This is a genomic window from Pseudomonas sp. GM102 (genome assembly GCF_000282555.1).
Taxonomy (GTDB): domain Bacteria; phylum Pseudomonadota; class Gammaproteobacteria; order Pseudomonadales; family Pseudomonadaceae; genus Aquipseudomonas.
The window spans coordinates 140,693-155,731 of record NZ_AKJB01000061.1; the positions used below are offsets into that span (position 1 = coordinate 140,693).

The following is a 15,039-nucleotide window of genomic DNA, read 5'->3' on the forward strand; positions in this document are numbered from 1 at the left end:
TTCAACCCATCCATCCCAGCGTAGCCAGGGCCAACACACCGTAGCGGGCGCCCTTGGCGAGTGTCACGATCATCAGGAAACGCCCCAACGGCTCGCGCATGACACCCGCCACCAGCGTCAGTGGATCGCCGATGATCGGTACCCAACTGACCAACAACGACCAATGACCGTAACGCTGATAGTGCTTTTGGGCTTGCTCGAGATGGCGGGGGCTGACCGGAAACCAGCGCCGGTCGCGAAACCGCTCGATGCCACGCCCCAGCCACCAGTTCAGTAGCGAGCCCAGCACATTGCCCAGCGTTGCCACCGCCAGCAGCGACCAGAGCCAATACTGGTCGCTGAGCAGCAACCCCACCAGCACCGCTTCGGATTGCAGTGGTAGCAGCGTCGCGGCACCGAATGCTGCGAGAAACAGCCCTATGTATGCGCCGAACATCAATGGGCAGGGTAGTCCGCCACCACCACGTCAGTGCCGTCCTTTTTCAGGCCGATCACTTGGTAGGCATCGCTCATGCCGTCCATTTCCATGCCGGGCGAGCCCATGGGCATGCCGGGGGCGGCAACTCCCAACAGATCGTCACGCTTGCTCAAGGCCAGTACTTGATCGGCAGGTACATGGCCTTCGACGAATTTGCCATTGATAAGGCCGGTGTGACACGACGCCAGGCGAGGTGGCACGCCGTGTTGTTGCTTGAACTGGCTCATGTCGGCTTCGACATGATCTTCAACTTTGAAACCGTTGGCTTCCAGATGGCTGACCCATTTTTTGCAGCAGCCGCAATTGGCGTCGCGGTGAACTTCGATGGGAATCAGGTCGGCGGCCTGGGCCAGGGAAGAGATGAAGAGGGCGCTCAGGGCGGCCAGACGCAGGTGGGTTCGCATGGGGGGCTCGTCTCGGATTGTGACCAAAAAAGATGCATTTTGATCTTTTTCTCTCGCGAAGAGGAGGCGGATTGTTTCGAAGTAATACTGCATGAGTAAATCATTTGTGGCGAGGGAGCTTGCTCCCGTTCGGCTGCGGAGCAGTCGTAAAACAGACGCCTGCGTTCTATCTGGATCCGCGCGGTAACAGATTTGGGGCCGCTGCGCGCCCCAACGGGAGCAAGCTCCCTCGCCACAAGGGGCCATGTCAGCCTGTACCTTGAGCGCCAGCAAGTTGGTTTACCCGACACCCTCGATACAAACTAACCAAGGCGTACATAAAGGCTTGGCTAGTTATCTGCGCCAATATCGAAAAGTTCATGTAGACCAATGAAACCAGGCGCTTTTGGGTATGTATCGCAAATGTATAAGAATTGTAAAAATTGGAAATATTTGTTGGTGACGTTAGAGCACACATCGATACTCGCCCGAACTTAATTCGGTTAAACAAGGAACTTTTATGGTCGCCTCACAAGGACGTCTGTGTGTTTTGGATGATCGGCATCCCGTCACACAGTCGGGAGCCCGGTCATGACCATCGGCTATACAGGTGCCTGGACGAGCAAGGCAGGTTTACTGGTCAAGGATACTGGCAGCGGCAAGCCGGTCACCCACAGCGCCAGGGTCAAGCAGATGCTGGCACTGGTGGGGGACAATCCTAATGCGCTGAATACGGCGAAAATGGATGAACAGAAACTGCACAAGAACATCAAGGGCTTCGATCCGGAAAATGTCTCCGCCAAGCAATTGGGCAATCTCAGTGCCTTCTTGAGAGGCAAAGGCCTGATTTCCGATATTACTTCGATGACCTTGCTTAATGCCGGTGACAAGTTTGACCGGTTTGGCGTACAGAAAGACCCGGATGCGAAATTCAATGCGCTGGAGTATTTCGCCACGCAACTGGACACCATCCAGAACAACAGCATCAAGGGTGACAGGTACGCCGTTGGCCTGATCCCGGAATACAAGACGGCGATCTACGTACTGCAGAACTTGCGAGCTTACGGCAAGGGCAACGGTACGACGGTACCTAATGACAAAGGTGTTAACGCCAAGGCGTGATGTTTGGCCGCGCTGGCCCGCTCGAACTATCGAACGGGCCAGGCACGTGCTATCGGTCAAGCAACTTCATGACTTCTTCCGGATAACGCAGGCCTGCTGTGGCATGGGCCGGGAAAATCGCTTCCAGCGCTTGCAATTCTTCGCGGCTCAGTTTCACGTCCAGCGCGGCCACATTTTCTTCCAGGTATTTACGCTGCTTGGTGCCTGGAATCGGAATCAGGTAATCCCCTTGGGCCAAGACCCATGCCAACGCCAGTTGGCCCGCCGTCACACCCTTGTCGGCGGCCAGGGCCTGAACCTGCTGCACCAGCAACAGGTTTTTTGCGAAGTTTTCCCCTTGAAAACGTGGACTGAAGCGACGGTAGTCGTCGGCTGCGAAATCATCCGGGCTTTTCAGTGCACCGGTCAAAAAGCCCCGGCCCAATGGGCTGTAAGGTACAAAGGCAACGCCCAGTCGCCGGCACGCGGCCAGGCAACCGTTCTCCTCCTGATCGCGGCTCCATAGCGAATATTCACTTTGCAGTGCGCTGATCGGATGAACCTTGTTCGCTCGCTCCAGCGTGGCGACCGAGGCTTCACTCAATCCCAGGTAACGCACCTTGCCGGCCTTCACCAGATCTGCCATGGCGCCGACGGTTTCCTCGATGGCCACCTGCGGATCGATGCGGTGCTGGTAATACAAATCCAGGGTCTCCACGCCAAGGCGCTTGAGGGTGCCGTCGATGGATTTGCGAATGTATTCCGGTCGCCCGTTGACGCCCCGTGCACCGGGGTTGGATGGGTCGCGGACAATGCCGAACTTGCTCGTCAGAAACACCTGGTCACGCTTGCCGACAATGGCCTTGCCGATCAGCTCTTCATTGGTATGCGGACCGTACATGTCCGCCGTGTCGAGCAAATTGATCCCCAGTTCCAGTGCGCGGTGCAAAGTGGCGGTGGCTTCGCGGGTGTCCACGCCCGTGGTGTAGAAATCGGTCATGCCCATGCAGCCCAGCCCGATCGCGCTCACCTGCGGACCGTTTTTGCCCAATTGACGTGTTTGCATGAAATCAGCTCCCTGTGAATTGAAATCCTATTGTTGACCTCGACAGAAATGAGATAAACCGGCTAAAACTACTATCACTATTTGTAATTTCTAAATAATCAGCCGGTAAGCCAAAGCAATGGACCGTTTCAACGCCATGCGCGTGTTCACCCGAATCGTCGAACTGGGCGGCTTTGCCAAAGCGGCGGACAGCCTGCAAATGCCTCGCGCTTCCGTGACCATTCTGATCAAGCAACTTGAGGCACATCTGGGTGTGCAACTGCTACAGCGCACCACCCGGCAGATCAGCCTGACGCTTGATGGCGCGGCCTATTACCCGCGTTGCGTGCGGTTGCTGGCGGATCTGGAAGAGACCGAAGCCGTATTTTCTGCTGCTCGCCACAATCCCAAAGGTTTGCTGCGAGTGGATATGCCGGCGGGAGTGGGGCGTTTGATTGTGATCCCGGCATTGCCGCAATTCACTGCCCGGTATCCATTGATCGAACTGGAAATCGGTTTGAATGACCGGCCTGTGGATCTGATCCGCGAAGGTATCGATTGCGTGTTGCGGGGTGGCTCGACCCTGGACGACTCACTGGTGGCACGGCCGCTGGGCGTGATGGACCAAGTCACCTGTGCGAGCCCGGAATACTTGCAGCGCTGGGGGACTCCGCTGTGTCTGGAGGATCTGAAGGGGCACCAGATGGTGGAATACTTTTCCAATATCACTGGCAAACGCTACGGACTGGAATTTGTACTCGATGACCAGCTACGGTTGATCGACCTGCCCAAGCACGTCTCGGTCAATAGCGCCGATGGTTATCTGGCGGCGTGCGAGGCGGGATATGGCTTGGTCCAGACCCCGTATTATCACGTTGCCCGCCAATTGAATGAGGGGCGTTTGATTGAGGTCCTGAGGGACGTGCCGCCACCGGGTATGTCGCTGACGGCGCTCTATCCTCCTCATCGCCAGTTGTCCCGACGGGTGCGGGTGTTCGTCGACTGGATGGTGGAACTCTGTGCGCAGTCGGCTAATGGTTTTTACAAAAAAGACTCAAGCGCCTGAGCGAGTTCCCTATTATCGATGTTGATAATAACCGGGGCCGCCACGGTCGTAATGGTGGCCGCCATGCCAGCCACCGGGGGGGAAAACGATGCAGCCACTCAGGGTCAGGAGCGCGAGCAGGGGAATCAGCAGTGTGATTCGACGGAACATTTCAAAATCCTCATGGGTTATCGCCGCAATGAAGTCAAAACCCTTCATCGGCTGTAACATGAGACCCCGTTTGCAGCCCCTCATTCCCGCAGAACAGTAGGGGCTTGGCATGCAATCGGATACAAACCGGATACATTTTTTTGGTTCAGGAACCCGCAATGACCCAGTCGCAACGTTTGAAATACTCGATTCTGATTTCCCTGGTGGTACTGGGGATCATGTTCGGCCTTTCCTGGCTGCAAAACGCAGGGATCATCACAGAGCAGCTGTTCCAGTACATCGCCATTGGCGTGGCGGTGCTCGTGGTGGTGATCAATGGTGTGATGCGTCGCAAGGTCAAGCCTTGAGCGACGCCCCCGGGCTGGATTGTTCGCTGTAAAGGACGGCGGCGGCCTGTGGATGGAGGCTGTAGCTTTTGTCCGGATTGAGGGTGATCACACCTTCACCGCACAGGCGTTTCAACACTTCACGGACACTGAGAAAGGACAGGGGAATGTCCAGGTCCAGCAAGTGACTGTGCACGCCACGCACCCCCAGGCTGCGGTCGCTTTCGGCGGCGGTCAGCAAGGCGTCGATGACTTTCAGACGAATCAGGCTGGTACGCAGGCCAAAACTCTTGAGCAAAAGCCTGATCCGTTCGTTGCCGTGGCGTTCGGCTTGTTGATTGAAAACGCCGGAGCCCAGGCTGCTGGCCTTTGGCGCATGGCTACCGTCCGTTGGCAGTTGCGGGTTGTACATGCAAAAACTCCTTTTCAGAGCCTGATCAGGAAAAAGTGATGGGTGCTCTCAATCAATAAGACGAACGAGCCAGGCAAATAATGAAGGCCGATATGTAGAAAATTTGTCGCCAGTACGTCAGCGGCCCGTGAGCCGGGTATAGGGGCACCCTCAAAGGCTTAAATTTTTGCTGTTTGCTTCGTTTTAAGGGGAGGCGCATTGCGTGTCATACGTCTTTTCATCAGGAGCGAGCGTGAATATTTCCAGGCAGTTAACTAGGTTGAGCCTTGCGGGTGTGTTTCTGGGGCTGAGTCTTGCGGCAAACGCACGCAGCCAGCCAGAGCAGGCGACGGCCGAGATTCGTCGAACCAGTTTCGGCGTGCCGCATATTCGTGCCGACAACGAGCGCGGGCTCGGCTATGGCATTGGCTATGCCTACGCTCAGGACAATCTGTGCTTGCTGGCCAATGAGATTGTCACCGTCAATGGCGAGCGCTCACGGTATTTTGGCCCGGACCAGTTTACCGTCGAAGAGCGAGGGAACCTGGCCAGCGATCTGTTTTTCAACTGGCTGAACACATCGCAGGCTGTCGCCGCTTTCTGGCAGGCGCAAACGCCTGAGGTCCGTGAGCTCATCGACGGTTATGTGGCCGGTTACAACCGATCGCTGACAGAGCGTCGAGCGCAGGGTTTGCCGCAGCAATGCCAGGGGGAATGGGTGCGCGCGATTACCGCGCAGGACCTGGTCAAGTTGACCCGACGCCTGTTGGTCGAAGGCGGCGTGGGGCAGTTTGCCGAAGCATTGGCCGGCGCTACCCCGCCGAAAACCGTCGCTCACGTGACGGGCGAACCGGTGTCGTTCCAGCTGGCGGCTTCGCGCATGCAACGCTTTGCTCTGGATCGCGGCAGCAACGCCGTGGCGGTCGGCAGCGAACGTTCGTTCAACGGACGTGGGATGCTGCTGGCCAATCCGCACTTTCCTTGGGTCGGTGGGATGCGTTTCTATCAGATGCACCTGACCATTCCGGGCAAACTGGATGTCATGGGCGCCGCGTTGCCCGGCCTGCCCATGATAAATATTGGTTTCAACCAGCACCTGGCGTGGACCCACACGGTGGATTCGTCCAAGCACTTCACGCTGTATCGTCTGCAACTCGATCCCAAGGATCCGACCCGTTACCTGCTGGATGGCAAGTCTTTGCCGATGAAAAAGCAGACGCTGGCGGTTAGCGTGAAGCAAGCCGATGGCCAGACCCGGCAGATTCCCCATGTGGTCTACAGCTCGCAATTCGGCCCGATTGTGCAATGGCCCGGCAAGCTGGACTGGAACAACCAGTTCGCCTATAGCCTGCGCGATGCCAATCTGGATAACGACCGGGTCTTGCAACAGTGGTATGCGATGAACCGTGCCGCCAGCCTTACTGAATTGCAGGCATCGGTGCACAAAATTCAGGGGATTCCGTGGGTCAACACCCTGGCGGTAGACGATCAAGGGCAGACGCTTTACATGAACCTGTCGGTGGTGCCGAACGTCAATGCCGACAAACTGGCCAAGTGCAGCGATCCGCGGGCCGGACTACAGATGATCCTGCTCGACGGTTCCAACAGCGCCTGCGCCTGGGACATTGACCCGAACGCTGCGCAAAAAGGTATTTACGCAGCAGATAAACTGCCGCAACTGCTGCGCAAAGACTTTGTGCAGCATTCCAATGATTCGGCCTGGATGGCCAACCCGGCACAACCGCTCACCGGTTTCTCGCCATTGATCAGTCAGGACAATCAGCCATTGGGACTGCGTTCGCGCTTCGCACTGGAGCGTCTGGGCACCTTGAGCAAGGCCGGCCCTGTCGCTGCGGCAGATCTGCAACACATGGTGATGGACGATCAGGTGTATCAGGCGGCGCAAGTGATGCCGGACCTGCTGCAATTCTGCGCCGCGGATCTTGGCACCGATGCGCCGACGCTTACGCCGCTGTGTGCCAGCCTCAAGGCGTGGGATCGCCGGGTGAATCTGGACAGCGGACTGGGCTTTGTGCATTTTCAAAATGTCATGGGGTCGTTACAGCAGATCCCTGACATCTGGCGTGTGGCGTTCGACCTGAAGGATCCGCAACACACACCGCGTGGCCTTGCAATTGAACGGCCAGACGTCGCCAAAGCGATTCGGGCGGCGATGCTGGCCTCGGTCGAGCAGGTAAAAAAACTTGGCCTGAAGGCCGATAGCCGCTGGGGCGATATCCAGGTGGTCAGCAGTGGCGGGCAGCAAACGCCGATCCATGGCGGGCCGGGCACGCTGGGTGTGTATAACGCGATCCAAAGCGTGCCGAGAACCGACGGCAAGCGCGAAGTCGTCAGTGGCACCAGCTATTTGCAGGTGGTGACTTTCGATGACAAGGGACCGCAGGCTCAGGGCTTGCTGGCATTCTCGTTGTCCAGCGATCCGGCGTCGAAGTATTCCCGGGACCAGACACTGGCCTTTTCGAAGAAGCAGCTGAATGTGTTGCCGTTTACCGAGCAGCAGATCACGTCCGATCCGCAGTACCAGGCTCAGACGATTCGCGAGCAGGATGAAAAAGCAGGGAAGATCGCCGCGCAGTAATAGCGATAGCGTTCGAATGAAACATGAAGGCCGCACCCCGCAAGGGTGGCGGCCTTCAGCTTTTTGGGACTTGTTGCGGAATTGAATTGAGGACCGGACTACCGTCCTTGTTGCGGGTCAGGTAGACCGGCAGCACCTTGGGTAGCGAAGCCACCAGATTATTGAGCTCTTTGATGTTGTAGATGCCGCCGAGGCGAATCGAGCCGGTGCTGTGGTCCGCGATCATGACTGGCTTGTTCAAATAACGATTGATCAAGGGCAGGGCATCGGTCAGCGTCAGATCATCGAGCACCAGTTTGCCGCTGCGCCAGGCCAGTGAATGGTCGTTGACAGAGGTCTGGCTGATTTGTGGTGTGAAGTCGCCGTGCCGGTAACGCGCCTGCATGGCAGGTTCGAGACGTGAACCCTCGCCGGACAGGGCATCGTTGCTGGTCACCAGCACGGAACCCTCGATCAGGTTCACGCGTACCTGGTCTTCATACATCCAGACGTTGAATTGGGTTCCGGTGACGCGAATCCTGCCATCGGCTGCCCTGACGATGAATGGGTGCTGTATGTCGTGACTGACGCTGAAGAAGGCTTCGCCTTTTTTCAGCGTGACACGACGCTGGTCCTTGTAATTGCTGAACGTCAGTTCACTGCCCAGGTTCAACTCCACCTGACTGCCGTCACTCAGCGTGACCTGACGAACATTGTCGGTCGCCTCGAAATGCTGATAGGCATTGGGCAGCCAACCCAGGTTCCATCCGGTATAGGCCGCCAGTGGCAATGCCAGGGCGCAGACGGTGGCGGCAATGCCGAAGGTGCGCCAGGGCGTTGTCGGTTTGATGCGAATAGCCGGCGCAGGGGATTCGGCACGTGGCAAATCCCCTGCCACATCCCAGATCTCCAGCATGGCTTCGTACTCGAAGGCATGCAGAGGATGAGCATCACGCCATTGCTCGAACGCCAGGCGTTCTTCGGCCGTGCAGTCGATGGCATGCAGACGCATGCACCAGTGCGCAGCGGCATCGGTGATGGCGTCGTATTGGGCTTGCGAGAGAGAGTGGTCGGTCATTGACTCATCCTGATTTCCTGCATTCTAACCTTGAGGGGAAGTCTGCGAGAACAACCGTCATGGCAATTGCCCATCAAAGTACAACTTATTTTCACATGGATGTCCTGAAAACCGGGCGTCGCCAGGCAGTATCCACAAATGCAGTGAAAAAATGGTCAAGACCTCCAGGATTGATCCTGCTGTCCCGGACAATGTAGCAGCCTCGCTGGAGCTCGACAGCTGCTACGGCCGGACGTCAGACCATGGACGGGACGGGTACCGGGTCCAGTTGTCGACCCATTTCACATATCAAGTAAGCGATCGAGTCGGCGTTGCGCAAAATGGTGTCGACTCTCACGTCCACATTCCTTGGATTCAGAAAGGCATCACGAGCTGCATCCATCGTTGTACAACCCGTTGCTTTCAGAATTTCCCGACCCACATTCCCTAAACCCGCAATCGAATCCAGATCATCCCAAAAGTCCAGCTCGCTGTTCCAGCGCGCAAACAGTTGTTCCCTCGGGGTCGCCAGGGACAGTGCCTCTCGTTGGAAATCCAGCTGAGTCTGTTTCAGCTTTGCGCTAAAAAAGGCCATTGGCGTGACAAGATCACTGAATGGACGCCTTGACTCGATCGTCGCGATATCCACAGTCTTTGAATAGAGGTGGGAGAACTCGTGAATCAGGGTGGCGGCTTGGGCATGACTGTTGATATTGAAAGGCTCTGTCAAAAAATCTTTATAGAAATCGAGTTGCTGATTGAAAAATGTTTCCGTGAAATGCACGTGCTTCAACATGTCCTCTTCCACAACAAAAGCGATCGTACTGTCGAACCCGTATTTGTTGGAACCGACCACAAAACGATCGGTATTCATCAAATCCTCGTTTGGGTCCACCAGCGCCTTGCAAACAGGAACGATGGCCTGTTTGATTTTGTCGAGAATGCTCGCGTCGATGTTGCCCACATCAAAAAAGGCTTTGAGGAAGGTATCCAGTCGCGTACCGGGGAGGAGTTGCCGGAGCTGCGCCAGGTTATGCAGACTGTTGAAAGCGTAGTAACGAGCCAGGTCTATGGCTTGCACGATCATGCGTGCTTTTTCCGGATGTTTTGTCCGAATGTCTTCCATTCCCCGCGCTTCGATATTCAGCACCTCTCGGACCGTGCGAGCAGTAGCATGTTGATTGTGCATTTTCGACAGGGCTTTGCCGTAATGGACCGTGTGGATGTCTGGATCGATCACTAGCTGCTGGCCGGGAGCCGCCAGCAACGCGGGTCCCGGCTGTTGGTCTCTGATCATTCGCCAGATCGGTCCGGTTTTGACCACGGGGTAAACCTTTCCCTCGACGGGGGCGTACGTTCTATTGCCGATTGAGCTTCGGTAAGTTCCATCGCTGTTCTTGCGCAGTTCCTTTAATGCTACGTCCGTGGTCTCGAAAGGCTGCAACACTGTGCGCGCCGGTGCCGTCGGTTTCACTTGCGACCATTTCGGGGCAGTCACCGGGTTGGCAACAGGTGGGGTGGCGGAGGTTGTTTGCGCCGTGGTCGCCGACTCCTCCAGCGACAACTTGCCTAACGACACCATCTGCGCGGCACCGGCAATGAATCCCTGCAATGCGCGTTTCCAGTGATGATCCTGCAGCGCTTCGGCGGAGTCCTTGAAGTTCTTGTAGCTTTGCCACAGAAACAGCACATAGGCGAGTTTGCCCGGCAGCAGGCGGGAAATCAGATTGATGCCGGAGCTGAACAGGTTTTTGGCTGCTTCCCACTCGGCCTGGCCGCTGACTTCGGAGTGACTGCCGAGCATCTTCGATAGAAGGCTGACGTTATCGCTGAACAGTTGTACAAGCAGGTTGCCGTCGATGGGGGTAGACGCGAGGGTGATTTCGCTTTGTTGTCCGACGGTGGACTTCAACAGGTTGCCGAACAGGGACTGTTCACCCTCGGGAAGCCGTCGAATGATCAGATCCTGCAGTGCCCCGGGTGTATTAATCGCCGAGATAACGCTGGCCTCGTTCTCGAACTCGGTAAACACCGAGCCTGTGTGATAAGGCGCATACAGGATTTGCGGCCCGTCATGTCCGGCACCGGGGCCGATCAGGTACAGGCCCAGGGTTTTGACGGCTGCGGTACCTGCGGTCTTGATAAGCTCCAGTGACCTGACGATGGTGTGGGCACCTGCTACAGCGGCACGGGCGATGGCGTCCGGCATGTCGAGAACCTGGCAGATCAAATCGAACGCGCTGGCGGAAAGACGTTGCTGCAGTTTCAGTGCATGAGCGTGTTGCAGCAGTTGCCACGGGAGTTGCTGAATAAAACGCTGCTTTCGTCTGTCGGCATCGGTGCCGGTCTTGGTCAATGCATCCGTCACCTGCTTTGCATAATCGCTGTGGATATTCAGTGACTGCACAAGCTGGCGCACGGCGTCCTGATTCAGGCGATCGGGAAGAGCTTGAGAGGTTGTCGAGGCAATCTTGAAGCCGGTGCCTTGAGCGACGTCGACAGGGTTCAGGGCGAACTCGGTCAGGCTACGCGCCGGTCCGGCCAGGGCCAGGTCGGGCGTAATTTTAATGTGGACGGGGTCAAGTTGCGTTCCGGGGAATCGGCTGCCGAGCAATGACACCAATCGGTCATGCACATAGGACGTCAGGGCCTGGATCCCGTGCAGATAATCTTTGTCGTCGGTGACGCTGTTACGGTATTGCTCCAGCAGTTCGATGTGCAACTGCTGTTCTGCGACGGGAGCCATTCCGAGCCATGCAGGCAGCGACTGCTGTCGGGTGATTGCCTGCGAGATCAGCGTGGCTCTTCGCAAGTTGGTGTCGATGACCCTTTGCGTCATCTTTTGCAACGCTTTGATCTGCTGTGTGTCGCCCAGTTTCCGACTGCGCAGGTGTTCGCAGCGGGCCAGGAAGTGGTCAATGGAGGACTGCGCAAGGTGTTGCAGGACGTTGCTTTCAATCAGTCGCAACGAGTTGAGCGTGTAGCGCTGGTGGAATGTGTGCTGGGCAGGGGTGAGGTTTTCCAGCAGCTCCAGGCGTTTGTTGGCGTCGAGCAGGCGCCGGTTCAATTCCGTCATTGCGCTGCTGACTGAAGCGAAAACTTCCAGCCCGGCCGCAGGCGTCCACAGAATCGCCCGGCCGGAATGCTGAACATCGAGCCCGCCACGTTCGGTCAACAGCACGCAATTGGCCAGGGGCAGCACATCCTTCTGCCCGGAACATTCAAGGATCAGCGAATAGGCATCAGGCCTGAAACCATTGAGGGCGAGACGCGTTTTTCGATCCGCTTGATCCGGGTTGAACACCGTATCGACAATGGCCCGGTCGGCGTTCCGCAGCGTCGCGTTGAGTACCCGAAGGCTGGCTTCCCCGCGTACACCCACGGAAAGCGCGTGGGCCAGCTTGGGTTTCAGCTTCTCCAGGTATACGCGCTGTAGCGCCAGAGACGTGATCGGCTGAGAAGCGAACTCCGCACTGATCAGCGATTCGACACTGCCGAAGGTTTTGACGAAAGCCGCTGCCGTGTCTGCCAATACCATGGAGGGCATTTGGTTGCCGGATAGCACCGGCCGGGTACTCCAGCGTCCCTGAACATCGAGCGCCAGCAAGTGCTCGCTGATCATGGCGCGTATATCCAGTGCCTTGTCGAACAAGGCGTGGAGGTCCACGGTGCCTTCGCTCTGACGGAAAACCTGCAGAACGTATTCCATGTTTTGCAGTTGCTTGGTGATGACCGCCTCAAACAGCGTTTTGAATATCGACCCTGAAATCACCTCGCCGGAGACCTGTGGCTGATTGAAACCGATGAACCGGTTGCGTTCGTCCAGACTCAGCAGGCCGTAGAGCTCATCTTCGTGACCGGCTGCGCTGAACTTGCTCAGCAAGGTGCCTTTGAGGTCCTGATAGTCCTTCAGAACCTGGAGTCCCTGGGTAGGGGTGTAAAGAAAGGCATTGGCATTGGCGTGACTGATCATCAGTGCGCCAGCCAGTTCGACATAATTGGCTGCGTGCTCCCAAAGACGCACAGCCTCCAGGCTCAGTGCCGAGGCAGTGCCCGCCGTCGGCTGAATCAAAGCGTGCAAGGCCTGGCTCTGTTCAGGGCTGATGATGTCGGCCTCGCGCTTGATCAGGAACTCTGCGCGTGCCTTTTCACGGATGGCCCGATTGAAAAAATCGCGGCGGGATGCACCGTCGACTGCCGCATCGTCCCAGTAGTTCTGCAGTTTCCCGCAAAGCAGGCTTAGCAGTTTGCTGGAAGCGGTCTTTACCGCGGTTTCCCAGTGCTGTTGGTCAGTGCTCGCCGGATTTTTCCCCGGATGGGAGAATTCATGAAGCTGCCCGATCGGCCATCGCTGATGGCGGTAGTACGACAGCACCGCGTCACTCAGGGACATGGAATTGATCCAGCTCCGGGGTGGGCCACTGTCATGGTCGTCGTCATGGGCCGGTGCAACGGAATAAAAATCGAGTCGAGTCTGGCTTTGATCAAGGCGTGGGAATGAAGATTGCAACAACTCATCAAGCAGCGTATTGAGCAGCGAGGTCAGCGTTGGCAGCTTGATCAACTCGTCCAGCATGGCCTGCTCGTTCATTCGCTGGTTATTGGCGATGACAGTGCGCTGATCTTCGAATACGTCGCCCTCGATGGCCTGAAAACTCACCTGAATATCGCTCGCTGCCGCCAGCGTTTTGCGCTCAGCCAACGACATGAAGGCCAGCAAATCGTCGTCCTCGGTCACGCTGCTCAGTTGGCGCTTAAGCTGTTCGGTCAAGGCTGCGCGGCTGTGGAACTTCTGTATGCCGACGTACGGGGTGTAGAGAATTTCACCGTTGTCATCCGGAGTGAGGCTCAACACGAAGCTGCCGGCCAAGGGGACGGATGCCAGGTCTTGCGCATTGAGCAGGATTTTTTCGGCAAACATCGGCGGGGTCTGTTGACTGCGTAACGTTTGGCTGGCCAGTTCCAGATGACTGAACCATTCGAAATCCTTGCGCGTCAGCCCATGGGTTCTACCCAGGTCATTCCAGTGGCCAGGCGATTGCAGGGCCTGGGGGAAAAACAGCGGAGCGGGAGGTGTGGGCATCGTCGAGTCTCGTTCAGGGCGCGGTTGAAGGCGCCTGTGGGTTGAGGCTCAAGACTAAAAGTCGCGGGTGAGTCGAAGGTGGTAGATAGTTACCGCACGGCTGCCCGGTGTTCGTGCCAACGTGCGCCAAAGCAGCTTCTCGGTTCAACCGATTGCGCTCAGGTGCAGCGGTTCAAGCGAAAGGTTGACAGGCAGCTCGTCGCCCGTTGTTAATCGGTTGGTTTTCATACGCTGTTGCCCCCTCCAATAATTATTCTGGAACTTCAGATGTCTGCGCCACACGATCATGTGTCTACTGCAGTTTCGCAAAACCTGTCCTTCGAAGCGCTGACGGCGTTGCTCGAGCAGATCTTCCTGCGCCACGGCACCTCGGCCGATGTCGCCAAAACCCTGGCCCTCAACTGCGCCGGCGCCGAGCGCGACGGGGCTCACAGTCACGGTGTGTTCCGTATCCCCGGTTATGTGTCGACGCTGCAAAGCGGCTGGGTCAATGGAAAGGCCGTGCCGGTGGTCGAGGACGTGGCCTCGGGCTTCGTTCGGGTTGACGCCGGTAATGGCTTTGCCCAACCAGCCCTCGCGGCGGCGCGACCCTTGCTGGTCGAAAAAGCCCGCAGCGCCGGCATTGCGGTACTGGCCATCCGTAATTCCCACCATTTCGCCGCCTTGTGGCCAGACGTCGAGCCGTTTGCCGATGAAGGGCTGGTGGCACTGAGCGTGGTCAACAGCATGACTTGCGTGGTGCCGCACGGTGCCGATCGCCCGCTGTTCGGGACCAACCCGATTGCCTTCGCCGCCCCTCGGGCCAACGGTGATCCGATCGTCTTCGACCTCGCCACCAGCGCCATCGCCCATGGCGATGTACAGATCGCTGCCCGTAAAGGCGAACGCTTGCCGGCGGGCATGGGAGTGGACAGCCTCGGCCAGCTGACCCAGGACCCGAAAGCGATCCTTGAGGGCGGTGCGTTGCTGCCGTTTGGCGGGCACAAGGGCTCGGCGCTGTCGATGATGGTGGAGCTGTTGGCGGCGGCGTTGACCGGCGGTAATTTCTCTTTCGAATTCGACTGGTCGAATCATCCGGGGGCGAAAACACCCTGGACCGGTCAATTGCTGATCGTGATCGATCCGAGCAAGTCGGCGGGGCAGAGTTTTGCCGAGCGCAGTCAGGAACTGGTCCGGCAGATGCACGGTGTGGGGCTCAAGCGGTTACCGGGTGATCGACGTCACCGGCAGCGCGCCAAGGCCAAGGTCGAAGGCATTGCGCTCGATGCTCAGACGCTGGCCAATCTGCGGGAATTGGCCGGGCTCTGAGAGGAGCAGTGTTTTTTTGTAGGAGCCAGGCTTGCCGGCGAAGGCGATCTCAAGTCCGCCTTCGCCGGCAAGC

General features: G+C 57.4%; 12 protein-coding genes. 5 read left to right on the forward strand and 7 right to left on the reverse strand.

All coding sequences use genetic code 11. The features are described from left to right. Position 1: 1 nt before the first annotated feature. Complete coding sequence (locus PMI18_RS13790) at positions 2-436, reverse strand: YqaA family protein (RefSeq protein WP_007901348.1); 435 nt, start codon at positions 434-436, stop codon at positions 2-4. Beyond that, positions 436-882 (reverse strand): DUF411 domain-containing protein, encoded by a 447-nt coding sequence (locus tag PMI18_RS13785; RefSeq protein ID WP_007901350.1) that lies wholly within the window; start codon positions 880-882, stop codon positions 436-438. The genes PMI18_RS13790 and PMI18_RS13785 overlap by 1 nt, the downstream gene beginning before the upstream one ends. Positions 883-1,452: 570 nt before the next feature. On the opposite strand from PMI18_RS13785, the gene PMI18_RS13780 reads away from it, so the two are divergent. After that, on the forward strand, positions 1,453-1,983 hold the full coding sequence (locus tag PMI18_RS13780) for a hypothetical protein (protein WP_007901353.1): 531 nt from the start codon (positions 1,453-1,455) through the stop codon (positions 1,981-1,983). A gap of 49 nt (positions 1,984-2,032) precedes the next feature. On the opposite strand, the gene PMI18_RS13775 is transcribed toward PMI18_RS13780, so the two are convergent. Continuing rightward, a complete protein-coding gene (locus tag PMI18_RS13775; protein WP_007901355.1) occupies positions 2,033-3,028 on the reverse strand; it encodes an aldo/keto reductase in 996 nt (331 codons plus the stop codon). A 118-nt stretch (positions 3,029-3,146) separates the two neighbouring features. Between PMI18_RS13775 and PMI18_RS13770 the strand changes: the two genes are divergently transcribed. Continuing rightward, positions 3,147-4,073, forward strand: coding sequence for a LysR family transcriptional regulator (locus PMI18_RS13770; protein WP_007901357.1), 927 nt, complete (start codon positions 3,147-3,149; stop codon positions 4,071-4,073). Between the two features lie 12 nt (positions 4,074-4,085). On the opposite strand, the gene PMI18_RS31245 is transcribed toward PMI18_RS13770, so the two are convergent. Beyond that, entirely contained in the window at positions 4,086-4,223 is a 138-nt protein-coding gene (locus tag PMI18_RS31245) for a hypothetical protein (protein ID WP_007901362.1), read from the reverse strand. 158 nt (positions 4,224-4,381) lie between these two features. On the opposite strand from PMI18_RS31245, the gene PMI18_RS13765 reads away from it, so the two are divergent. Then, positions 4,382-4,570 (forward strand): hypothetical protein, encoded by a 189-nt coding sequence (locus PMI18_RS13765; protein ID WP_007901365.1) that lies wholly within the window; start codon positions 4,382-4,384, stop codon positions 4,568-4,570. Here PMI18_RS13765 and PMI18_RS13760 read toward each other — a convergent pair. Next, complete coding sequence (locus tag PMI18_RS13760) at positions 4,560-4,961, reverse strand: hypothetical protein (RefSeq protein WP_007901368.1); 402 nt, start codon at positions 4,959-4,961, stop codon at positions 4,560-4,562. The two genes, PMI18_RS13765 and PMI18_RS13760, sit on opposite strands and share 11 nt — an antisense overlap. A gap of 232 nt (positions 4,962-5,193) precedes the next feature. On the opposite strand from PMI18_RS13760, the gene pvdQ reads away from it, so the two are divergent. Continuing rightward, entirely contained in the window at positions 5,194-7,539 is a 2,346-nt protein-coding gene (gene pvdQ / locus PMI18_RS13755) for a bifunctional acylase PvdQ (protein WP_007901371.1), read from the forward strand. Between the two features lie 55 nt (positions 7,540-7,594). Here pvdQ and PMI18_RS13750 read toward each other — a convergent pair whose 3' ends face one another. Both PMI18_RS13750 and PMI18_RS13745 read right to left on the reverse strand, forming a co-directional pair. Next, positions 7,595-8,596 (reverse strand): FecR family protein, encoded by a 1,002-nt coding sequence (locus tag PMI18_RS13750; RefSeq protein ID WP_007901373.1) that lies wholly within the window; start codon positions 8,594-8,596, stop codon positions 7,595-7,597. A 235-nt stretch (positions 8,597-8,831) separates the two neighbouring features. Further along, positions 8,832-13,658 (reverse strand): dermonecrotic toxin domain-containing protein, encoded by a 4,827-nt coding sequence (locus PMI18_RS13745; protein WP_007901376.1) that lies wholly within the window; start codon positions 13,656-13,658, stop codon positions 8,832-8,834. Between the two features lie 267 nt (positions 13,659-13,925). On the opposite strand from PMI18_RS13745, the gene PMI18_RS13740 reads away from it, so the two are divergent. Further along, positions 13,926-14,966 carry an Ldh family oxidoreductase gene (locus tag PMI18_RS13740; RefSeq protein WP_007901378.1) on the forward strand — a complete coding sequence of 347 codons (1,041 nt, stop codon included), beginning with the start codon at positions 13,926-13,928 and terminating at the stop codon, positions 14,964-14,966. Positions 14,967-15,039: the final 73 nt, after the last annotated feature.